Below are 20,962 nucleotides of genomic sequence, written 5' to 3' on the forward strand. Positions count from 1 at the left end.
CGGGCTCAGGACCGGCTAAGCGCGGCGGAAACGATTCCTTCCAGTTCGTCGGCAGTCCCCAGGTCGTGCGGCCGGACCACGGCGTTGTCAGCAACATAGAAGAACGCGGCCCGGACGTCCGCCAGGGGAACATCCCGGAGGCGGGCCCATGCCAGCCGGTACACGGCCAGCTGGATTGAACGGGTCTTCAGTTGCTCCGCGGACGGCCGGCGGCCGGTCTTCCAGTCCACCAGGTCCCAGCGGCCGTCGGCGTCGCGGAATACGGCGTCAACCCGGCCGCGCACCACAACCTCCCCCACCCTGGTCTCCACCGGAACCTCGACGAAAGCCGGGGATCTGTCAGCCCAGGGGGAGGCCTTGAAGGTAGCCACCATCTCGTCAAGGTCATAAGCGGCGTCGATGTGGTCGTCTGAACCCGGCGCTTCGCCGAGGTCCAGCATTCCGGCCTTCCCAAAATACTCCTCCACCCAGGCGTGGAAGGCGGTACCCTTCCGGGCCGACATGCCCGGTTCCCGCGGCACCGGCCGGCGGAGGCGGGCCAGCACGGCTTCAGGATCGTCCCCGAGATCAACAAGGGTGGAGGCAGAGATGTGGGTGGGCAGGTGCACATCCTGTCCACTGGACCGTCTTGCCCTGCGCTCCAGCAGCAGGGCCGCTTCGCGCGCCCAGCCTGCCGCTGCTCCCGTCAGGCTGGGCGGATGCGCGGGCCTCTCCGGCGGCACTAACTGTCCTCCGCCGGCCGCCAGGATCCCGCGCACCCGCTGAGCCGCCGCTTCCATGGCCGTCCTGCGCCCCCGGGCCAGGCGGAGCCGCTCACCGGTCCGTGGATCCAGGGGTCCCTCAAGGGGGTCGTAGGGCCACATTGCTTCTTCTGTTTCCAGGGTCAATGGACTCTGCTGCGGCAGCGCGCCTTCCTCCAGGGACAGTGGGTGGACCACGGCATCCGGACGCCGGGCGGAGTCGGTCCGGGTCAACGCTTCCAGCTCCGCAAGGAAGGGCGACATCTCCGCCCTGCCGGCCCGCGAACCCACCCAGGCTGCGCTGGATACCCACAGGACATGCTTGGCCCTGGTATAGGCGACATAGGCCAGCCGTCTCTCCTCCGACTCCCCATGGGCCTGGACGGCGCCCTTGTAGTCCTTCTCGGCATCCAGCCAGCCTTTCTGGTCCGGCTGGTCTAGATCCCATTGCGGCAGATCGGCCCGGTCACCGCGCAGGGGCCAGGGCAGTGCGGCAGAACCGCTGCTCCAGCGGGAGTCCCTGTCGCTGGGGAAGGCTCCCGCATTCATTCCAGGAACGAACACAACATCCCATTCCAGGCCCTTGGAAGCATGGACGGTCAACAGCTGCACGGCTTCCCGGTTCACATCGCTGGCGGGCGCCTCCAATCCGTTTTCTTCCGCCGATGCTGCCTCCAGCCAGGCCAGGAAAGCGAGGATGTCCACTCGCTGGGAGGTGCGGAGGAATCCGGCGGCGGCGTCCTGGAAGGCATCGAGGTTGCGGCGGGCCTGGTGAATGCTGATTCCCGGGCGGGCTGCCACTTCGATGTCCAGCAGCATGGCCCTCTCCACCTCGCCCAGGAGGGTGGTGAGGTCATCGCCGAGATAGCCGCGCAGTTGCCGCAGCTCGGTGGACAACCTGGCCAGCCTGCTGCGGGCCCCCGGGCTCAGGGTGCGTCCGTTCGCCGAGGTCCATTCATCACGCGGCAGGAAGTCCAGGGCCTCCACCAGGCTGGCGCCGTCAGTCAGGTCCCCTTCCAGGACGGGGGCATCTGCTTCATCACTGTCGCTGTCATGGTTGTCGGTGTCGGATCCGAGTGGCGCCCTCCCCCGGCTCCGTGCCAGCTGGCTCGACCAGTCACGCAAGGCCATGAGGTCGGCGGGGCCTATGCGCCACCGGGCGCCGGCGAGCAGCCGCATGAGGGCGTCGGAGCGTCCGGGGTCGGCAAGGACGCGAAGGGTGGCCACCAGGTCAACGATCTCCGGGGTGTCAAGGAGGCCCCCAAGACCCACGATTTCGTAAGGGATCCCTCTGGCCTCGAACTGCCGCCGGACTGTCTCCATCTGGGCGCGCCTGCGGCACAGCACAGCGAGAGCCGGTGGCTCCGCGGTCCCGTCGGATTTCAGCTCAAAGTCGGTCACCCGGTATCTCAGCACGTCCTCAGCCAGGGCTGCAGCTTCCTCGACATCGCTGGCGAAACGGCCCAGCACCACCGTCCCGTCCACGGCATGGGGGCTCGGTTGCAAGGGAGGGACTTCAGCAGCAGCGGCCCTGTCGCCGGCAGGGCCGGTGTGGGCGGCTGCCCGGCCCAGGGACTGGGACATGACGTTGGCTGCGGCCAGGATTGACCGGCCATTCCGCCATGCTGTTGTGAGGTAGGAGGTAGGGGCGGGCGCCCAGTCCGCTCCTTCGTCCAACTCACCGGTCCGGACGGGAAATTCCCGGACGAAGTGGAATAACTGTCCCGCCGAAGCGCCACGGAAACCGTAAATTGACTGATTGGGATCTCCCACAGCTGTCACGGCATGGCCGCCACCGAAGAGACGGGAGAAAAGCACCAGCTGCGCGTACGAGGTGTCCTGGAACTCGTCAAGCAGAACCACTTTGTACCGCTGGCGTTCCATCTGCGCTGCCAGGGGAACTTCCCGGGCAACCTTGGCAGCAAGCGCCACCAGGTCGCCGAAATCGAGTGCGCCGCGGGCGCGTTTGGCTGCGGCATAGCGGCCCACCATGTCAGCGACGCTTGCCCTGGTCCGGAGCATTCCGCCGAGGTCCAGGGCCGCCTTGGACGGGTTCCTCTTCTTGCCGGCCACGTAGGGCAGCGACTCATACTCCGAGAGGCGCGCCATAAGCCAGGCTTCGACGTCCTCGGGTTCCTGCAGGTGCTCCGCGCATTCCCCGGCCAGCTGGATGACGGCTTTCACCAGTGTGGACTTGGCGGCCCGGAAGTGCGCGTATTCACCGTCGTAGGCCTCAACCACCTCGCTGGCCAGCTGCCACGCCTGCGCGCCGCCGAGCAGCACCACATCCCGCTCCACCCCGAGCCGCAGTCCGTAATCGGAGACGATGCCGCTGGCGAACGAATGGTAGGTGGAGACTTTCGGCTCCAGGGTGTCGCTGTTGCGCAGGCCCTCCGGGAAGACCCCCTTGCCGGTGTCCTGGGCGGCAAGACGCTGCAGTGCCAGGAGCTTTGACCGGATCCGGCTGGCAAGTTCGCCGGCGGCCTTCCGGGTGAAGGTCACGCCCAGGATCTCCTCCGGGGTGACCCACCCGTTGGCGACGAGCCAGACCACCCGGTCAGCCATGGTGGCGGTCTTTCCCGATCCGGCTCCAGCGATGACGAGCCGCGGTGCCAGCGGGGAGGAGATGATGGCTGACTGCTCAGGAGTGGGTGTATTTCTTTCACCGAGCAGCACGGACAGTTCTTCCGGGCTGAAGCGCACCGCCGGGGCGGCTTCCGTGGCAGTCAATGCCCCGCTCATTCTGTTACCTGCCTTCCGCGCGCACACAAGGGGCACACCTCGGGGAGCCGGCAACCGTGGCCGCCATGGCTGCCCTTGGCAGGGTCATGCCGTGCCACGAATTCCTTGCCTGCCATCACGGCGGCTGCCTCCTTCACCATGTCCAATGCCCAGTTCTGCTGTGGGTCGAGCGGCTCCTGCTGCTGAACGGCTGGATTAACGGCCCCCGTCCCGAGCTGCGCCAGCACGGCTCCACCGGATCCGCCGCCGTCCCCGTCCACGCCCGCGTCAAAACCGCCGGCGAGCACTGCCGCCTGGTATGCGCCAAGCTGCGGGTGGCGGGAGAGCTCATCCTTGCCCGGCTGCCGCTTGCCGGTCTTGAGGTCCACCACCACCAGCCGGCCGTCGCCGTCGATCTCCAGCCGGTCCACCTGGCCGCGGAGGACTGCTTCCCGCGGCGGAGCTTCGTCCACGGCCACCTGGCCAAGGGCCACTTCAAAATCCTGCTCCACACCCAGCAGGCTGCGGCCTTCACTTCTCATCAGGAGCACGTACTGCGCCAGCTTCCGCACCATAACCTCGGCACGCTGGAAGTCCAGCCTTCCCTCCCAGTTGTCCTTCATGCCCAGGGCAGGCCAGCGCCGCACCAGTTCAGCAACATACTCCGATCCGGAGGCGTCGGGCATGTCCTGGGCAATCGCGTGCACCAGCGTGCCGAGGCTTCGGGCGAAGTCGGTGGCTGGTTCCCCGCCGGCCGCCTGGACGAACCAGTCCAACGGCGACTTTTGGACAGTCTCCACCTTTGAGGGGGATACGGACACCGTTCCGCCCGGTGGGACCACGGCCTCGGCGGAGGACAGCGGGGCAAGTCCCCACCAACTGTCCGGGTTTGCGCCGGAGACGGCAGGCTCCTGCGCTGCGAGATGCGCCAGCACCCTGGCGGCCTCCTCTGCCTGCGTTGTCCCTTCCAGCTGGGCATGTTGCCTGAGTTCGGCGACCAGCGCGCGCAGGGTCATGGGCCGTTCCACCTGCGTAAACGCCCGGCCCTCCTCCCCTGGGCCCAGGGGCGCAACGAAATCCAGGAAGGATGACGGCTGGTGGTCCTCCGACGAGACTGCGGTGCAAACGAGCAGTTCCCGTGCCCTGGATACCGCCGTGGAGAAACTGCGGAGTTCGTCGTACCGGATGTCCCGAAGCCGGCTCAAGGGGTCGCGCTGGAGGGCGTATTCGGGGCCATGTTCCACGGCGTCCGCATACAGCGTGCTGCCCAGCAGTTCACCCCGGAGCCTGGTGTTGGGCCACACTCCCTCCTGCAGCCCCGCAACGATCACGACCGGCCATTCCCGGCCGGCCGCGCTTGCGGGCGTCATCAGTTCCACCGCGTCATCCACCTGCGCCCGGGCGGCCAGGGTGTCCATTGGAAGCTCCTGGTTCAGCAGGTATTCCAGGAACTGTTCGGGGCCGGCACCGGGCATCTGGTCCACGTAACGTTCCGCCGTATGGAAAAGCGCCATCATCGCATCCAGGTCGCGGTCAGCCCGGGCACCATGGGGCCCGCCCGACAAAGCGGTGGCTGTCCAGGCCGACGAAAGCCCCGTGGAGTTCCACAGCGCCCACAGCACCGATTCGGCATTGGCGCCGGGCAGGTGGGCAGCTTCCCGCCCAGCCTGGATCATCCGGGCCGTGCGCCGGGCGGCCCGGCCCTCGATGCCCAGCGCACCCAGCGCACCGGGCTCAAGCAGTGCCTCGACCAGCAGGGCGTCACTGGCGCGGCCTCCTCCACCCAAAAGTTCTTCGCGCCGCAGTGATTGCCGGAGCCTGCGCAGTTCAATCGAGGTGGCACCGCCGATGCGCGACGTAAGAAGTGACACAGCAGCTTCGGGCGTCAACAGCTGCGGATCCAAGGCGATGGCGAAGGCATCCAGCAGGGGCCTGACGGCGACCTCGTCCCGGACCGCGGATTCGGCCACCGGCACCCGCACAGGAATGCCCTGCCCGGACAGATAGCGCTGCAGCTCGCTGACCTGGCCGCCGTTCCGGACGATGACTGCAATGTCCGCAAGCTCGCGGCCGTGGTTGATGTGCTGGTCCAGGATCCGCTGGGCAACATACCGCAGCTCATGCACCGGAGTGGGAACCAGATGGGCCTCGACGTTCCCATGACCGGCGGGTCCGGCGTGCCCAGGGCTTTCAGGCTGTCCATGGTGCAGCGGTTCAAGCCGCCGTGCCAGCTGCCCGCCCGCACGCAGGGAAATACGGCCCGCGACGTTCAACCACGCCTCCGCCACGGCAGGCGCCAGGCCATGGGCATGCCACAGCGGGCGCTCCAGGACAGGCGCTTGGGTTGACAGCAGCCGGGGCAGCTCAGCCACCAGGTCCGGGCGGGCTCCGCGGAATCCCTGCACCACCGTGTCCGGGGACGAGGTCACGTAGCAGTCCTTGCCGGCGGCGATGTCTGCCAGCAACTCGAAGATGGCGGGGTTTGCTTCCTGGATATCGTCCACCAGGACAACCTGCAGCCGGGCGCGTTCGGCGGCGAGGAAGTCGGGTGCATCCTGGAAGATCTGCCGGGCGGCCGTGATGATCCCGGCAGGATCGAAGGCTTCAGGCATCCGCAGGTCAAGGACGTCCCGGTATTCGGCATACAGGGCTGCTGCCGCATGCCAGTCCGGCCGGTTGCAGTCATACGCCAGCTGAACCAGGTCTTCGGCCGTGCGGCCCGACTCGATGATGCGGTCAAAAAGCTGCCGCACTTCCTGGCGGAAGCCGCGGGTTTCCAGTGCCCCGTCAAGATCGGCGGGCCAGGGCAGTTCCAGGCCGGGAATCCTGTGGCCTTCGAGGAGCTCCCTGATGATTAGGTCCTGCTCCGGGCCGGACAACAGGCGCGGCGGCCTGGACAGCGGGATGACACCCTCGGCCTTGGCACGGCGGATCAGGTCGAAGGCGTAGGAGGCCCACGTCCTGGCGGGGGTGGTACTGAGGCTCCTGTCCAGCCGGGCGGTGAAACGGTCACGGAGGAAATCGGCGGCCAGGCGGGTGGGCGCGAGGATCAGCATGCGCTCGGGGTCGACGCCGTCACGGAAGACCCGCTGGACAGCGGCCTCAACCAGCACGGTGGTCTTTCCCGTGCCAGGCGCGCCCGGGACCAGCACGGGCCCCGAGCCCTGGGTCACGTCAACGGCTGCCTGCTGGTCCGGTGTGAGCCGAAGTGCTTCAGCATGCACCCGCCTCGGCGGGAGCAGGCGAAGGGCAGGGGCAGCCTGCAGCTCACTGCTGTTGTCCGGGCCTCCCGGGGAGGGGACATATGCCCGGCCTGTTTCACCTGTCCCCGGTTCTTGCCGGTGCGGGTCCCAGGGGCCGGTCAAAGGAATTGTTACGGTCACAAAATCATTCCATCATCAGCCACCGACAATCTATGGAGGCTGCGCTCCAGCTGCTCGGCAATTGTGTCGATACTGTCAAAATCACTGTCCGTTGGTGCCCAGCGGGCCGTATTCAGGTCCACCCGCCACCGTCCCTCCCCGGTCCGGAGGTACGCACTGAAAGCGCCAAGGAGCGGCGTGCCCTCTTCAAGGTAGAGGAGCAGGGCCTCGGCTTCGTGGCCCTCAGGCGCATGGCCGCTGGCCTTCAGGATCCGCCACCAGGGAACGCCTCCCCCGTGGTGGCTCATGACGTAACCGATCTGGCGCGGGCCGCCCGACCCCAGGAGCTCGGCAACGTCGCCGTAGGAAACTGCGGACCCCGGCGGCACCAGTCTGACGACGGCCAGGACCGCTTGGACGTACTCATTCCGCATTGATCCAATCTAGCCGCAGTGGCGTTCCACGGAATTGTCGGTGGGTCCCTTTAGCGTTGAAGCATGAGTTCCTGGAACACCCTCCCCCGTGCAGCCTTCGACCTGGAGACCACCGGCCGCAATTCGCGGGCGGCAAGGATCGTTACGGCATCCATCACCGTGGTGGACCAGCACGGCGAGGTCATCAAGGAGCACGAATGGCTGGCTGATCCCGGCGTGGAAATCCCCACCGAGGCAAGTGATATCCACGGCATCACCACGGAACAGGCCAGGCGGGACGGGCGGCCGGCCCACGAGGTCACCCGCGAAGTGGCTGCGGTACTCCAGGAGCTCTTCGATTCCGCCACCCCGGTAATCGCCTTCAACGCAAGCTACGATTTCACGGTCCTCGCCGCCGAGTCCGCCCGTTACGGGATTCCCCAGCTCACCCGGTTCCCCGTTCTGGACCCCTACATCATGAACAAGCAGGTTGACCGGTACCGCAAGGGCAAGCGCACCCTCACCGCGTTGTGTGAGGAATACGGCGTGATCCTTGACAACGCCCACACCTCGGCGGCGGACGCCCTGGCCACCCTTCGGGTCCTGGACGCAATGGCGGGAAAGTTCCCTAAGCTGGTGATGCCGGCCAGCCAGCTGCACCAACTGCAGGTGGATTGGGCGGTCAGCCAGGCCGCGGACTTCCAGGGGTACCTCCGGAAGACAAAACCGGCCGCCGTGATCGAGGGAGACTGGCCGGTGCTGCCGCCCCAGGATGCCTCGGCAGGCGGCTTCTAGGCACATCCCACTACTCCTCAAACACCCGCGCTGCTCCGGATTGCGAGGCATGTCACAGTCACCCTGCTTAACATTCCTAGGGGAACACGCAGCCTGATCATTCACCAGAAGAGGGAAAGAACGCGCAAGGCGAACGGAAGCATCGCCGGACACCAGAATTTTATTTGGCTCTGACGCAACAGAGCTCCCTCTTCTTCGGAGAGTTCCTGCTGTCCGCCCTAATGAGACAATAAAGTTTTGCGGTCACCCCTGCCCCGGACGGCTCGATCAGCACCGGGCAGGTGCCAGGCGCCACAGCGCTGCCTTGCGGCCCGGTCGACTTATGACTCATATGAAAGTGACAACCTGATGAAAATCAAAGCGATGAAGTGGCTCACTACCGCTCCCGTTGCACTTGCCCTCGCGGTTTCGCTCGCAGCCTGCGGTGGCGGGTCTTCCCAGCCCAGCGGCACCCCCACCGATGCCCTCGCCGGCAGCGACCAGCAGACGCTGGACAAATACACCACGGCTGACGTCACCCCCGTGGACAAGATCGACAAGACCAAGCTTGGCCTCATCACCGAGGGCACCCTGCGCGTGGGAACCCTCTCGGACGCCCCGCCCAACATCTTCATCGACCCTTCGGGCAAGTTCACCGGCTACGACAACGAACTGCTGCGCGCCATCGGCGACAAGCTCGGCCTCAAGGTTGAGTTTGCCTCCACCGACTTCTCGGCCCTGCTTTCCCAGGTTGCCAACAAGCAGTTCGACGTCGGATCCTCCTCGATCTCCACTACCGACGCACGCCGCAAGACCGTGGGCTTCACCAACGGCTACGACTTCGGCTACATGGCAGTGGTGACCAAGAACGGCTCCAAGGTCAACGGCTTCGCCGACCTCAAGGAAGGCGTCCGGATCGGCGTCGTCCAGGGCACCGTGCAGGATGACTACGTCACCAACACCCTCAAGCTGGAGCCCGTCCGCTTCCCGGACTACAACACCGTTTACGGCAACGTGAAGAACGGCCAGATTGACGCTTGGGTGGCACCGTCCCAGCAGGCTACCGGCCAGGTCAAGGAAGGCGACAACACCAAGATCGCCGAGAAGGTTGTGAACACCCAAAACTTCACCGCCTACGCAGTGAACAAGGACAACCAGCCCCTGATCGACGCGCTGAACTCCGGCCTGGACGCGGTCATCGCGGACGGTACCTGGGCCAAGCTGACGTCCGAGTGGTACAAGGACCGCCCCACCGCCGCTGAACAGACCCCCCAGGGCTGGAAGCCGGGCAGCAAGGCAGTCCAGATCCCGGCCGCCAAGTAACCAGGGCGTTCCATGGATATCCTCAAGCAACTCGCTGACACCTTCCTTGACTGGAAGGCAATGGGCGAAGTCATCCCCAAGATGTTCGCCGTCGGTTTGCCGAACACCCTCGTGCTGGCCATCATTTCCGGCATCATCGGGACAGCCCTCGGGATGCTGCTCGCCCTGATGGGGATCTCCCGGAACGCAGCAGCGCGCTGGATCGCACGGGTTTACACCGACATCCTTCGCGGTCTTCCCCCGGTCCTGACCATCCTGGTCATCGGATTCGGGTTCGGGCCGATCGTTCGTGAATTCACCGGGTCCACGAGCCCCTACCCGATGGCGGTGGCGGCGCTCTCGCTGATGTCCGGCGCCTACATCGGCGAGATCTTCCGCTCCGGCATCCAGAGCGTGGACAAGGGACAACTCGAGGCTTCCCGTGCCCTGGGGTTCGGCTACGGCGCCTCCATGCGCCTCGTAGTGGTGCCCCAGGGTATCCGCCGGGTGCTTCCGGCCCTGGTCAACCAGTTCATTGCGCTGATCAAGGAGTCGTCCCTGGTGTTCCTTCTTGGCCTGCTGGCAAGTGAGCGTGAGATCTTCCAGATCGGCAAGGATGCGGCGGCCACTACCGGCAACCTGTCGCCCTACGTGGCGGCAGCCGTCTTCTACCTTGCGCTCACCATCCCGCTGACCCACTTCGTGAACTGGATCGATGCGCGACTCCGGACCGGACGGCCGGAAAAGAAGGAACCCGACGAGGCTGCAGCAGTCGTTGGAAAGGGAGCCCAGGCATGAGCGAATTCGCATCGGGAACACTGAGCGCAAAGAACATCCACCTTTCCTTCGGCAGCAACCACGTGCTGCGGGGCATCGACCTGCACGTCCCGCAGGGCACCACGGCCTCCGTGATCGGCCCTTCCGGCTCAGGCAAGTCCACGCTGCTGCGCGTGATGAACCGGCTGATCGAACCGGACCAGGGGGACATCCTCCTGGATGGCCGTTCGGTCCTGAAGGACAACCCGGACGAACTCCGGCGCCGGATCGGCATGGTGTTCCAGCAGTTCAACCTGTTCCCGCACAAGACGGTGGAGGAGAACATCTCGCTCGCCCTGCGGAAGCTGCGAAAGCTCTCCAAGGAGGAGGCGCGCAGCCAGGCCCTGGAACAGCTGGATCTGGTAGGGCTGAAGCACAAGGCGGACTCCCGTCCGGCAAACCTGTCCGGCGGCCAGCAGCAGCGCGTGGCCATTGCCCGTGCACTGGCCATGAAGCCGGAGGTCATGTTCTTCGATGAGGCCACGTCCGCCCTGGATCCCGAACTGGTGAAGGGTGTCCTGTCCCTGATGGCGGACCTGGCGAAGGGCGGTATGACCATGGTGGTGGTAACCCACGAGATGGGCTTCTCGCGCAATGTGTCGGACACCGTGACCTTCATGGACGCCGGCGTGGTGGTTGAATCCGGCCCCCCGGAACAGATCTTCACCGAGCCGAAGACTGAGCGGCTCCAAGGCTTCCTCTCGGACGTCCTGTAGGCCCACAGCAGGCACAGACAGAAAATCCCCGCCTCCCGGACTTTTCCCCCTTGCATGCAGGGGGGATCTGTCCGGAAGGCGGGGATTTTTCGTGACGGGGGCAGGTGCCCGACGGCGTGACCCGCCTCAGTGCCTACCCTTGGGCAGCGGCAGCGGCCTTGGCTGCCGCCGGAAGGGCGTCGTAGATCCGGTTCATGGCGTCGTCATCGTGCGCGGCGGAGAGGAACCAGGCCTCGAAGACCGACGGCGGCAGGTACACGCCGGACTCCAGCATGGAGTGGAAGAACGGTGCGTAGCGGAACGCCTCCTGCGCCTGGGCGTCGGCGTAGTTGTGGACGCCGTGGGCCGAGGTGCCGAACGCCACCGAGAACAGGTTGCCGGCGAACTGGATGGAGTGGTCCACCCCTGCGGCATCCAGGGCAGTGGACAGCGCCGAGGACAGTTCCAGGGACCGGACGTCGATGAAGGAGTAGACATCGCGGGTGGCGTGGGTCAGGGTGGCAACGCCTGCCGCCATGGCCACCGGGTTCCCGGACAGCGTTCCGGCCTGGTAGACCGGGCCGGTGGGGGCGAGGTAGTCCATGACGTCGGCACGTCCGCCCAGTGCCGCCGTCGGCATTCCGCCGCCGATGACCTTGCCGAAGGTGAGCAGGTCAGGGGTCCATGGATCCTGGGCGTCCGGCGCACCGCCGGTGAGGCCCCAGTAGCCGGAGTAGCCGGTGCGGAAACCGGTAAGCACCTCATCAACGATGAGCAGCGCGCCGTGCTCGCGGGTGATCCGCGACAGCCCTGCGTTGAACCCTTCGGCGGGGGTGACCACGCCCATGTTGGCCGGCGCGGCCTCGGTGATGACGGCCGCGATGTTGGGCCCGTGCGTGGCAAATGCTTCCTTGACGGCCTGGAGGTCATTGTAGGGAAGCACCAGGGTTTCGGCAGCGGTGGCTTCCGTGACACCGGCGGAACCGGGCAGGGCGAGGGTTGCCACGCCGGATCCTGCGGCCGCCAGGAGTCCGTCGAGGTGGCCGTGGTAGCAGCCGGCGAACTTGATGATGAGGTTGCGGCCGGTGAACCCGCGCGCCAGGCGGACGGCGGTCATGGTGGCTTCGGTGCCGGTGGATACCATCCGGAGCCGTTCGACGGCGGGGACGCGCTCCTTCACGATTTCGGCCAGGTTCGCTTCGTCGGGGGTGGACGCGCCGAAGGAGAGTCCGCGGTCGACGGCGGCATGGACGGCATCGAGCACGGCCGGGTGGGCGTGCCCCAGCAGGGCCGGACCCCACGAGCAGACCAGGTCCACGTATTCCTTGCCGTCGGCATCGGTCAGGTATGGCCCCTTGGCGGAGACCATGAAGCGCGGCGTTCCGCCGACGGACCCGAAGGCCCGGACCGGCGAATTGACTCCGCCCGGCATGAGCTGGCGGGCGCGGTCGAAGAGTGCCTCATTGCGAGGATTGCTGGAAGTCATGGTTTCTATTCTCTCAGTTTGCCGGGAGCTCAGTCAGCGGGAAGTACAGTCAGCCGGCGAGCAGCTCTGCCACGCGGGGCGCCACCTGCGTGCCCATCAGTTCGATCGAGCGCATCATGGCGGCGTGCGGCAGCGGCCCGTTGCTGTATTTGAGGTCGAAGCGGTCGACACCCAGGTTCCGCTTCAGCCGGACGATCTTTTGGGCCACTGTTTCCGGCGATCCCACGTACAGGGCACCTTCCGCCGAACACAGGGCATCAAACTCCCCGCGCCCGGCCGGTCCCCATCCGCGCTCGGCGCCGAGCTTGTTGCGCAGCTTCAGCCAGTGCGGGAACAGCTCCTCGCGGGCCTGTTCATCGGTGTCAGCCACGTGGCCCGGCGAGTGCGTGGCCATCTGCTGCATGGGGTGCCCGTACTTGGCCATCGCTTCCCGGTAGAGGTCGGCGAGGGGACGGAAGCCGCGGGGCTGGCCGCCGATGATGGCGAAGATGATGGGATAGCCGTACTGGGCGCAGCGGAGCACCGATTCAGGTGTTCCACCCACCCCGATCCAGGTGGGCAGCAGGTGGTGCTCCAGGGGCGGGTAGACGGTCAGGCCATGCAGGGCAGGCCTGGTGCGGCCTTCCCAGTGCACGGGCTTCTGCGCCCGGACCTTGTCGAACAGCTCGAGCTTCTCTTCGAACAGGACCTCATAGTCCGCCAGGTCCAGCCCGAACAGCGGGAACGACTCAATGAACGATCCGCGCCCGAGCATCACCTCGGCCCGGCCGTTGGAGATGGCGTCCACGGTGGAAAAGCGCTGGAAGACACGGATGGGATCGTCCGAGCTCAGCACCGTGACGGCGGAGCCCAGCCTGATGCGGGTGGTGCGGGCCGCCGCGGCGGCCAGGAAGACCTCCGGCGCGGACACGGCGTAGTCCTTGCGGTGGTGCTCCCCTACGCCAAAGGCATGGAGTCCGACGGCGTCGGCAAGTTCCGCCTGCTCCAGCAGCTGGCGCAGGACCTGGGCATGCGGCTGCTGGCTGCCGTCCGGGTTCTCGCCAACATCGCCGAAGGTGTTCAGGCCGAGGAGGATGCGGTCCTCCCCCACGGGCGCTGTGGGTTCTGCGGCCTGCCCGGCGGTCACCGGGCTTCCTTCAGCCAGCCGGCCAGTTCGGCGGCCCAGTACGTGAGGACCATGTGGGCGCCGGCCCGCCGGATGCCCAGGACGGATTCGGTGATGGCGGCACGCCGGTCAATCCAGCCGTTGGCTGCGGCAGCCTCGATCATCGCGTACTCGCCTGAGATCTGGTACGCGGACACTGGAACGGGGCTCATCGCGGCAACGTCGGCCACGATGTCCAGGTAGCTCATGGCCGGCTTGACCATGATGATGTCGGCGCCTTCAGCCAGGTCCAGTTCAACCTCGCGAAGTGCTTCGGTGCGGTTGCCGGCGTCCATCTGGTAGGTCCGCCGGTCGCCCTTGAGCTGTGAGTCCACTGCTTCCCGGAACGGGCCGTAGAACGCCGAGGCGTACTTGGCGGCGTAGGCAATGACGGAGGTGTTGGTGTGGCCGGCCTCATCCAGTGCTGAGCGGATGGCGGCGATCTGGCCGTCCATCATGCCGGAGGGGCCCAGCATGTGCGCGCCGGCCTCCGCCTGCGCCACGGCCATCCTCGCGTAGATCTCCACGGTGCGGTCGTTATCCACGTACCCGTCGGCGTCGAGCACTCCGCAGTGGCCGTGGTCGGTGAATTCGTCCAGGCACACATCGCTCATGATCACCAGGTCATCGCCCACTTCGGCACGGACGTCCCGGATGGCCTTGTTCAGCACGCCCTTCGGGTCCAGCGATGCCGAGCCTTCGGCGTCGCGGGTTTCGGGGATGCCGAAGAGCATGATGCCGCCCAGGCCGAGCTCCACAGCCTCCGCCGCGGCCCGCTTGAGCGTGTCCGTGGTGTGCTGGACTACGCCCGGCATGGAGGTGATGGGGTTGGGTTTGGTCAGGCCCTCCCGGATGAAGGCCGGAAGGATGAGTTCCGACGGTGCAAGGCGGGTTTCGGCGGTGAGCCGGCGCATGGCGGGGGTGGTGCGCAGGCGGCGGGGGCGTTGGTTGGGGAAAGTCATGGGTCCTGTCCTTCGCGTTGTTCTTGAAGCTTCTGTGGGGCCGGAGGCGTGCTGGCCGGTCAGGGCGGGTTGAGGGCCTTCGCAACCGCTGCCACCAGCCCGTCCGGTGTAGGCTCGGCCGCCACTGCGGCGACCTCCAGGCCCAAGGCAGCTGCCTGTTCCGCCGTCGAACGGCCAATGGCCACCAGCTTGCAGCCGGCCAGCGGACCAAGGGCGGAAATCCTGCGCACGGCGCTCGGCGAGGCAGCGATCACGGCCGCCATGCGCCCTGCAGCGATGTCCGCGGCGGCGGTTTGGGGCGTCAGGAGGGTGTACGACGGCGGCTGCGGGCCGGCGTCGCCGTCTCCCGGCTGCACGGCCAGCCTGCGCTCCGCTGCCGCCGGATAGTCAACGGTGCGGTAGGCAGTAACGGCGGTGACTGTACCGCCTGCGGCTGCGAGGCCCTCCGCCAGGGTGCCGGCGGCGATGTCTGCCTGCGGCAGCAGGATCCTGCCGCCACCGGGCCAGACCTCGAGGAGGCCGGCGGCCGACTGTTCGCCGGCCGGGGCAAGGGCCACCGCCAATCCCCCGGACTCCAGGAGCCTTTGCGTCGCGGGACCGATCGCGGCAACCCGCGTAGTCGACGGGACCAACCGGGCCAGGCCAAGCCCGCGCTCGGCGGCCTTTTCCATCAGGACGTGCACCGTGGTTGCGCTGCTGACCACCAGCCAGTCGAAGGCCCCCGCGGCCAGGGCGTCGCAGGCAACATCGAGTGCGTGCTGGTCAGCGGCCCGTTCAAAGTCGATGAGCGGCAGCAGCACCGGCGAAGCACCGGCTTCTCCCAGGGCTTCCACCAGGGCACCGGACCGTTCCGGGCTGCGCGTCACCAGGACCCGGGCCCCAGCCAGCAGGGGTTGGCTGGGTGGCGTGTGCGGTCCGGATCTGCGGGAAGGCTGCGTCATCACCAGGTCAGGATGCCTGCAGGTCTGCGATGTCGGCGGCCCCGGCAGCAAGCAGTACTTCGGCCAGTTCGATGCCCAGCAGGGTGGCGCCGACTTCTGTCAGCCCGTCCGTGGCCCGCTTATCCCGGACCGTGGCGGTGCCATCGACGGCGCAGACCACGGCTTCCAGGTGCAGCATGCTGCCTTTCCGGTACGCGTAGGCGCCCACCGGAGCTGCGCACCCTGCCTCAAGCCGTGCCAGCAGGGCACGTTCCGCCGTGACGGCCAGGCGGGTGTCGGGGTCATCCAGCGCGGAAAGGGCCTGGGCCAGGACCTCGCGGGAGCCTTCGGCCGATCCGGGCTTTGGGGGCGCATCGGCGGTACGGCACTCGATGGCCAGCGATCCCTGTCCGGCCGCGGGCAGCATGACGTCGGTTTCGAGGTACTCGCTGACGGCGTCCAGCCGGCCAATGCGCTCCAGGCCGGCGGCTGCAAGCACCACGGCGTCCAGGTCGCATGACTTTCCGGGCACCACCTGGTCGGTCGAGTTGCCGGGCAGGCCGGGGACGCGGCCCAGGCGGGTGTCCACGTTGCCGCGGATGTCCACGATGTCCAGGTCGATGCGGGCGGCACGCAACTGTGCTGCGCGCCGCGGCGATCCGGTGCCAACGCGGGCTCCGGCCGGCAGGTCGGCCAGTTTCAGTCCGTCCCGGGCGCACAGGACATCGCGGACATCCACCCGCCGCGGTGTGGCGGCGAGACTGAGTCCTACCGCCGCCCCGGTGGGCAGGTCCTTCAGCGAATGGACGGCGACATCGCACTCATTGCGCAGCAGCGCATCTCGCAGGGCCGCGACGAAGACGCCCGTTCCGCCCATCTGGGAGAGCGACCCGGTGAGGACATCACCATCCGTGCGGATGTGCACCAGCTCCACCGGGAAACCTCCCACGGCGGCGAGCTGGTCAGCGGTCTGCTGGGTCTGCGTGAGCGCCAGCTTGCTGGCGCGGGTGCCAATCCGTACGGTCACGGCTGGACCGTTTCGGCCGCATCCCCCGACGGATAGGGGTCGTGTCCGGTACCAACCGTGGTGTCGGCCCCTGCAATGGTGGGCTTTTCGCCGCGGAAGTTGGCGCAGCAGCCCGGGCGGCAGACGTCGTACCAGGGGCCAAGATCCGTCAGGGCGGGCCGGTCGCTGATGTTGTTGGCCACCGTCCGCTCGCAGATGAGGTCCACCAGGCCGTTAACGAACTTCCGGTGGGTACCCGGGGTGGGGACACGGGTTGCGGCAAGGCCGAGGTTTGCGCAGGTTTCCATGGCTTCGGTGTCCAGGTCCCAGACAACTTCCATGTGGTCGCTGACAAAGCCGAGGGGGACGATGACGATGCCCTTGACACCCTGCCCGGCCAGTTCCTCGATGGCGTCGTTGATGTCCGGCTCCAGCCACGGCACGTGCGGGGCGCCCGAGCGGGACTGGTACACCAGGGACCAGGGCGGCGCGGTCTGGCCGGATTCATCCTTGACCCGCTCAATGACGGCTGCGGCGTTGGCAAGGTGCTGGGCCACGTAGGCGGACCCTTCCTCAAACGCACGCGGCTCACCCTCGGACCGGCCTGCAGCCTCGGCGTCGCGGGTGGGAATGGAGTGGGTGGCGAACAGGATGTGGATGGGGGCGTCCGGGCTTCCGACGTCGGCCAGCTTGGCGCGCACATCGGCCAGTCCGGCGGCAGTTCCTTCGACGAAGGGCTCAACGAAACCGGGGTGGTCGAAGTACTGGCGGACCTTGTCCACTTCGAGCCGGCCGTCCAGGCCGGTCTCCGTCAATGCCATGCCGATGTCCTCGCGGTACTGGCGGCAGCTGGAGTAGCAGGAGTAGGCACTCGTGGTGAGCATCAGCACCCGGCGGTGGCCGGCGTCGTACGCTTCCTGCAGGGTCTGGGGGATGTACGGCGCCCAGTTCCGGTTGCCCCACAGCACGGGCAGCTCGATGCCGCGGGCAGCCAGTTCGGCTTCCAGCGCTGCCTTCAGCTCGCGGTTCTGCTGGTTGATGGGGCTGATACCGCCGTTGGCGCGGTAGTGGTGCGAGACTTCCTCAAGCCGCTCATCCGGGATCCCCCGGCCGCGGGTGACGTTGCGGAGGAACGGGATGACGTCCTCCTGGCCCTCCGGGCCGCCGAAAGAGGCGAGCAGGACGGCGTCGTAGTTCTTGGGCGCCATGCGTCCGGCTTCGGTGACCGGGTTGACGGCAGTGGCAAGTGTGGGGTCGAGCGGGTTCATGCGAGCACCTCTGCTACTTCTTCGGCGGTGATCCGGCGTCCGGTATAGAACGGGACTTCCTCACGGACGTGATTGCGCGCCTCCGTGGCGCGCAGGTGGCGCATGAGGTCCACAAGGTCAACCAGTTCGGGTGCCTCCAGGCCGAGGATCCATTCCCAGTCCCCCAGCGCGAAGGACGAGACGGTGTTGGAGATGACCTGGGGGAAATCCCTGCCCAGCAGGCCGTGATCGCGCAGCATCTTGCCGCGCTCGGCCTCGGGCAGGATGTACCACTCATAGGAGCGCACGAACGGGTAGACACAGAGCCACTCGGCCGGAGCGACGCCCCGCGAGTAGGCGGGCGTGTGGTTCTTGGCGAACTCTGCCTCGCGGTGGACGCCCATGGCGGACCAGACGATCTCGGTGCCGGCGAAGAGGGTGCTGCGGCGGATGTCGCGGATGGCCAGCTGCAGCGCCTCCGGCTTGGGGCCGTGGAGCCACACCATGACGTCGGCATCGGCGCGCATGGCCGAGACGTCGTAGCTACCCCGGTGGGTGACGCCGGCTGCGGCGAGCCGCTCCAGCAGGGCTTCGAAGTCGGCGGCGGCATTCGCACTGCGGACCACTGGCTCTGACCGCTTGAATACCGTCCAGAGGGTAAAGAACTGCTCGGCTGATTCTTCGGTTTTAGTGACAGATTCGGCAGAAGTGTGGCTCATGGTTACAAGTTTGCCCCTTCGCTGCCCCCAAGGCGAAACCGAAGAGTTCTACAACTCGTAGAAGTGAGTAAAGTCACGTTGCTGGATCCGTGAGTCATCCCCCGCCGCATCAGAAGGGGCGGCGCATGCGCAGGAACACGAGCCCTGCGGCGGTCCCCAGGCCAACCAGACCTGCACCCAGCCACACCAAGGCGTCAGGCATGTCCGGAAGCGGTCCGGTGGAGGAAACGGCCCGGCCGGGGCCTTCGGGTGCAGCGGCAGCCTGCGGCATGCGCGTGGGCTGGGACTGCCGTGCATTGATGGACAACGCGGTGGGCAGGGCGGAAGAAGGCACAGCCCCTCCCCCGCCGGCGGCCGTGCCGGCCTCGCCGCCGGATTCCGCATTGCCGGAGCCGTGAGGAACCAGCGTTCCTGGCATGCCGCCGGATCCTGGCCCGGCAGCCTGCGCGGCGGCCGGGTCAGCGGCTTCACCCGCTCCCGTTCCCAGGAGAGGAGGGACTGCCGGGGACAGACCGGGGACCCCTCCGGCGGGGGCAGCCCCGGCCGAGGTGGCTGATGTGGGTCCCGGTTGCGTGGGGCCCGGTTTCTGCGTGGCACCGGATTGGGGCGCACTGGAGGAGGTGCGCGGCGCTCCCGTGGGAGTGGTGGTTTGTGCTGTGGGAGCGGGGGTCTGGCCACCGGGCGCCAGGGGCGTCCCTGAGACGGTGGGGACGGCTGGAACGGCAAGGCCGGAAACCGAAGCCGCCGCCGTGGCCGTCGCCGTCGTCGATCCTGTGGAGAGCGTGGCCTTCACGGCCGGAAGCAATGCACCCGGCACGTTGGGGATGGTGGGCGCCTTTCCACGCGGGGTCTGTGCGCCGTCGGAACTACCGGACGCCGAGGCTGTCGCCTGCACCAAGGAGTCTTGGGGCGGGGCCGCGTCGTCGGCCAAGGACGCCTGGACGCCGGTGGAAAGAACCAGTACCACTCCGACGGCTGCGGCTGCAGTGCCGCGTCGGAGTCCCCCATGGATACCGGTCCGGGACATGGAAAGCTCGGACCTGTTTGAAACCATAGTCATCGACCCTAGCCAGAACGCTTGCCCGATTGAAAACCGGGAAGCGCCCTGCGGCCCCTGCTCAACGCCGGCGCCAACCAGCCGCGCCGCGCTGACCAGCGGCGATGTTCAGGCGTCCGTCAATTGGCCGATTTGCTCACGCGTGTCGGCAACCACGGCGGCCAGGCCGTTTCCGGCCACCCAGCCGCCCACCACCGCCAGACCACCGGCGGCAGTGCACGCCTGGCGGATCGCCGCTGCCCGCGCTTGGTGCCCCACGGCGGCGAATGGCAGGGATCCGCGCCACCGCACCACGTCCCAGCCCCGTACCTCGTCCCGGGTTATCTGGGCGCCCAGGAGGGCGGAAGCGTCGCGCAGGGCGGCAGCGAAAAGCTCGCCATCGGTTTCCGGCCCGGCCGGTTGCCGGGCGGAAGCGCCGTCTACCCGGCCATAGGACAGCCGCACCACGTGGCGTCCCCGGCCGGCAGCAGCCGCCAGCCAATCCCATTTGCCCGTGGCATGGGTCAGTGCCTTTGCTTCGATGCCGGGCGTTTGCGGGGCCACCAGGATTCCTGTTCCCCGGGGCCGCCGGTCCAGCTCCGGCTTGTCCAGGACCAGCGTGACCAGCTTGACGTCGGGTCCGGACGCAGGCTTCTTGCCCGCGATCTGGGGGACAGCATGTTCCAGCAGTCCGACGGCGGCCGGGCCGTCCACGGCCATGACCAGCAGGGCGGTGCGGAAGATTGTCCCTGCGGCGTCGACCAGCCAGCCATCCGGGGTGCGGGACACCGATGCCGCGGCGGTGCCCGCCAGAAGTGTCACGCCCCGGTCGCGGAGATCCGCCACCAGCGCCTCCACGAGGATGTGCATCCCGCCCTCGAGGCCCGCGACGGCGGAGCCGGCGTTGGCAGGTTTGTCCGCCTGCCCCGCCCGGGCCTGGCTGCCGGCGCCCGCGGTCGGTGCATCGGCCCTGTTTGCTCCACCGCGCCGCTGGGCTGAAACGGCGGCAGCGAGCGAACCGTGCCGACGCATTGCGGCCCGCAGGCCGGGAGCCACCATGTCGACGTCGAGCAGGCCGGGATCCGCGGAATGGACGCCGCCCACCACGGGCGAGACCAGGCGTTCCAGCACCCGCGAACCCATCCGGGCCCGCACCAGGGCGGAGACGCTGGTGACGTCCTTGCCGGCTCCTACGGAAGCGGGCAGCAGCCGGTCCAGGGAAGCCCGCAGTGAACCCAGGGTGCCCAGGGTGCGGCGGACCTCAGGGTCCCAAGGGTTGGCGGGGATGCCCAGTACACCGGTCCTGGGCAATTCGCGGGGGCCGTCCGGAAGCTGCACCCATGCACCACCGGGACGGGGAGGAACAATCTTGCTGCCCAGGCCGAGTTCGGCACAGAGCCGGGCGACGGCGTCTGACCGCGTGGCGAACGACTCAGCACCGCTGTCCAGGGTGAGCCCGGCAACCGTATGGCTGCCTACACAGCCGCCCCACGCCGCGCCCGCCTCCAGGACGGTCACCTCGTGGCCGTTCGCGGCGAGTTCCCGGGCGGAGAGCAGCCCGGAAATCCCGCCGCCCACCACCAGTGCCGTACGGGGCATGGCCGCTGAGCTGCCCACTG

Annotated in this window: 16 protein-coding genes; 4 read left to right on the forward strand and 12 right to left on the reverse strand. The window is 67.6% G+C overall.

Features of this window, described 5'->3' with window-relative positions:
- Nucleotides 1-5: 5 nt before the first annotated feature.
- The 3 genes from FBY36_RS01695 to FBY36_RS01705 form a co-directional block, all read right to left on the reverse strand.
- Entirely contained in the window at nucleotides 6-3,482 is a 3,477-nt protein-coding gene (locus FBY36_RS01695; protein ID WP_142117047.1) for a UvrD-helicase domain-containing protein, read from the reverse strand.
- The gene (locus FBY36_RS01700; protein ID WP_142122436.1) at nucleotides 3,479-6,727 is read right to left on the reverse strand and encodes an ATP-dependent helicase; all 3,249 of its coding nucleotides are present in this window, start codon (nucleotides 6,725-6,727) and stop codon (nucleotides 3,479-3,481) included. Before FBY36_RS01700 ends, FBY36_RS01695 begins: the two co-directional genes overlap by 4 nt.
- Before the next feature lie 113 nt (nucleotides 6,728-6,840).
- Nucleotides 6,841-7,257: an MGMT family protein gene (locus tag FBY36_RS01705; RefSeq protein ID WP_142117048.1), complete on the reverse strand. Its 417-nt coding sequence runs from the start codon at nucleotides 7,255-7,257 to the stop codon at nucleotides 6,841-6,843.
- A gap of 63 nt (nucleotides 7,258-7,320) precedes the next feature.
- Between FBY36_RS01705 and FBY36_RS01710 the strand changes: the two genes are divergently transcribed.
- From FBY36_RS01710 to FBY36_RS01725, 4 genes are all read left to right on the forward strand, one after another.
- Complete coding sequence (locus tag FBY36_RS01710) at nucleotides 7,321-8,031, forward strand: 3'-5' exonuclease (RefSeq protein ID WP_142117049.1); 711 nt, start codon at nucleotides 7,321-7,323, stop codon at nucleotides 8,029-8,031.
- A 348-nt stretch (nucleotides 8,032-8,379) separates the two neighbouring features.
- Nucleotides 8,380-9,333: an ABC transporter substrate-binding protein gene (locus FBY36_RS01715; protein WP_056334719.1), complete on the forward strand. Its 954-nt coding sequence runs from the start codon at nucleotides 8,380-8,382 to the stop codon at nucleotides 9,331-9,333.
- Between the two features lie 12 nt (nucleotides 9,334-9,345).
- Nucleotides 9,346-10,110 (forward strand): amino acid ABC transporter permease, encoded by a 765-nt coding sequence (locus tag FBY36_RS01720; protein ID WP_056334717.1) that lies wholly within the window; start codon nucleotides 9,346-9,348, stop codon nucleotides 10,108-10,110.
- On the forward strand, nucleotides 10,107-10,844 hold the full coding sequence (locus tag FBY36_RS01725; protein WP_142117050.1) for an amino acid ABC transporter ATP-binding protein: 738 nt from the start codon (nucleotides 10,107-10,109) through the stop codon (nucleotides 10,842-10,844). The genes FBY36_RS01720 and FBY36_RS01725 overlap by 4 nt, the downstream gene beginning before the upstream one ends.
- A 133-nt stretch (nucleotides 10,845-10,977) precedes the next feature.
- On the opposite strand, the gene hemL is transcribed toward FBY36_RS01725, so the two are convergent.
- The 9 genes from hemL to hemG all read right to left on the reverse strand — a co-directional run bounded on the left by hemL (nucleotide 10,978) and on the right by hemG (nucleotide 20,960).
- Complete coding sequence (gene hemL, locus FBY36_RS01730) at nucleotides 10,978-12,309, reverse strand: glutamate-1-semialdehyde 2,1-aminomutase (protein ID WP_142117051.1); 1,332 nt, start codon at nucleotides 12,307-12,309, stop codon at nucleotides 10,978-10,980.
- Between the two features lie 49 nt (nucleotides 12,310-12,358).
- Nucleotides 12,359-13,435 (reverse strand): LLM class flavin-dependent oxidoreductase, encoded by a 1,077-nt coding sequence (locus tag FBY36_RS01735; protein ID WP_142117052.1) that lies wholly within the window; start codon nucleotides 13,433-13,435, stop codon nucleotides 12,359-12,361.
- Nucleotides 13,432-14,415 (reverse strand): porphobilinogen synthase, encoded by a 984-nt coding sequence (gene hemB / locus FBY36_RS01740; RefSeq protein ID WP_142117053.1) that lies wholly within the window; start codon nucleotides 14,413-14,415, stop codon nucleotides 13,432-13,434. The genes FBY36_RS01735 and hemB overlap by 4 nt, the downstream gene beginning before the upstream one ends.
- Nucleotides 14,416-14,474: 59 nt before the next feature.
- The gene (locus tag FBY36_RS01745; RefSeq protein ID WP_142122437.1) at nucleotides 14,475-15,356 is read right to left on the reverse strand and encodes a uroporphyrinogen-III synthase; all 882 of its coding nucleotides are present in this window, start codon (nucleotides 15,354-15,356) and stop codon (nucleotides 14,475-14,477) included.
- A 7-nt stretch (nucleotides 15,357-15,363) separates the two neighbouring features.
- Nucleotides 15,364-16,362 (reverse strand): hydroxymethylbilane synthase, encoded by a 999-nt coding sequence (hemC, locus tag FBY36_RS01750; protein ID WP_142117054.1) that lies wholly within the window; start codon nucleotides 16,360-16,362, stop codon nucleotides 15,364-15,366.
- Entirely contained in the window at nucleotides 16,359-17,609 is a 1,251-nt protein-coding gene (locus FBY36_RS01755; protein ID WP_142117055.1) for a ferrochelatase, read from the reverse strand. Before FBY36_RS01755 ends, hemC begins: the two co-directional genes overlap by 4 nt.
- Nucleotides 17,606-18,307: a hydrogen peroxide-dependent heme synthase gene (hemQ, locus tag FBY36_RS01760; protein ID WP_142117056.1), complete on the reverse strand. Its 702-nt coding sequence runs from the start codon at nucleotides 18,305-18,307 to the stop codon at nucleotides 17,606-17,608. Before hemQ ends, FBY36_RS01755 begins: the two co-directional genes overlap by 4 nt.
- A 109-nt stretch (nucleotides 18,308-18,416) precedes the next feature.
- Entirely contained in the window at nucleotides 18,417-19,367 is a 951-nt protein-coding gene (locus tag FBY36_RS01765; protein WP_142117057.1) for a hypothetical protein, read from the reverse strand.
- Between the two features lie 105 nt (nucleotides 19,368-19,472).
- Nucleotides 19,473-20,960, reverse strand: a complete 1,488-nt coding sequence (gene hemG, locus FBY36_RS01770) for a protoporphyrinogen oxidase (protein WP_142117058.1) — start codon at nucleotides 20,958-20,960, stop codon at nucleotides 19,473-19,475.
- Between the last annotated feature and the right edge of the window lie 2 nt (nucleotides 20,961-20,962).

Source organism: Arthrobacter sp. SLBN-122 (genome assembly GCF_006715165.1).
Classification (GTDB): Bacteria; Actinomycetota; Actinomycetes; order Actinomycetales; family Micrococcaceae; genus Arthrobacter.

Bases quoted from the DNA above. Each gene is read 5' to 3' on its own strand.
- FBY36_RS01695 (WP_142117047.1), bottom strand. From the start codon at position 3,482: ATGAGCGGGGCATTGACTGCCACGGAAGCCGCCCCGGCGGTGCGCTTC.
- FBY36_RS01705 (WP_142117048.1), bottom strand. From the start codon at position 7,257: ATGCGGAATGAGTACGTCCAAGCGGTCCTGGCCGTCGTCAGACTGGTG.
- FBY36_RS01710 (WP_142117049.1), top strand. From the start codon at position 7,321: ATGAGTTCCTGGAACACCCTCCCCCGTGCAGCCTTCGACCTGGAGACC.
- FBY36_RS01715 (WP_056334719.1), top strand. From the start codon at position 8,380: ATGAAAATCAAAGCGATGAAGTGGCTCACTACCGCTCCCGTTGCACTT.
- FBY36_RS01720 (WP_056334717.1), top strand. From the start codon at position 9,346: ATGGATATCCTCAAGCAACTCGCTGACACCTTCCTTGACTGGAAGGCA.
- FBY36_RS01725 (WP_142117050.1), top strand. From the start codon at position 10,107: ATGAGCGAATTCGCATCGGGAACACTGAGCGCAAAGAACATCCACCTT.
- hemL (WP_142117051.1), bottom strand. From the start codon at position 12,309: ATGACTTCCAGCAATCCTCGCAATGAGGCACTCTTCGACCGCGCCCGC.
- hemB (WP_142117053.1), bottom strand. From the start codon at position 14,415: ATGACTTTCCCCAACCAACGCCCCCGCCGCCTGCGCACCACCCCCGCC.
- FBY36_RS01745 (WP_142122437.1), bottom strand. From the start codon at position 15,356: ATGACGCAGCCTTCCCGCAGATCCGGACCGCACACGCCACCCAGCCAA.
- FBY36_RS01755 (WP_142117055.1), bottom strand. From the start codon at position 17,609: ATGAACCCGCTCGACCCCACACTTGCCACTGCCGTCAACCCGGTCACC.
- hemQ (WP_142117056.1), bottom strand. From the start codon at position 18,307: ATGAGCCACACTTCTGCCGAATCTGTCACTAAAACCGAAGAATCAGCC.
- FBY36_RS01765 (WP_142117057.1), bottom strand. From the start codon at position 19,367: ATGACTATGGTTTCAAACAGGTCCGAGCTTTCCATGTCCCGGACCGGT.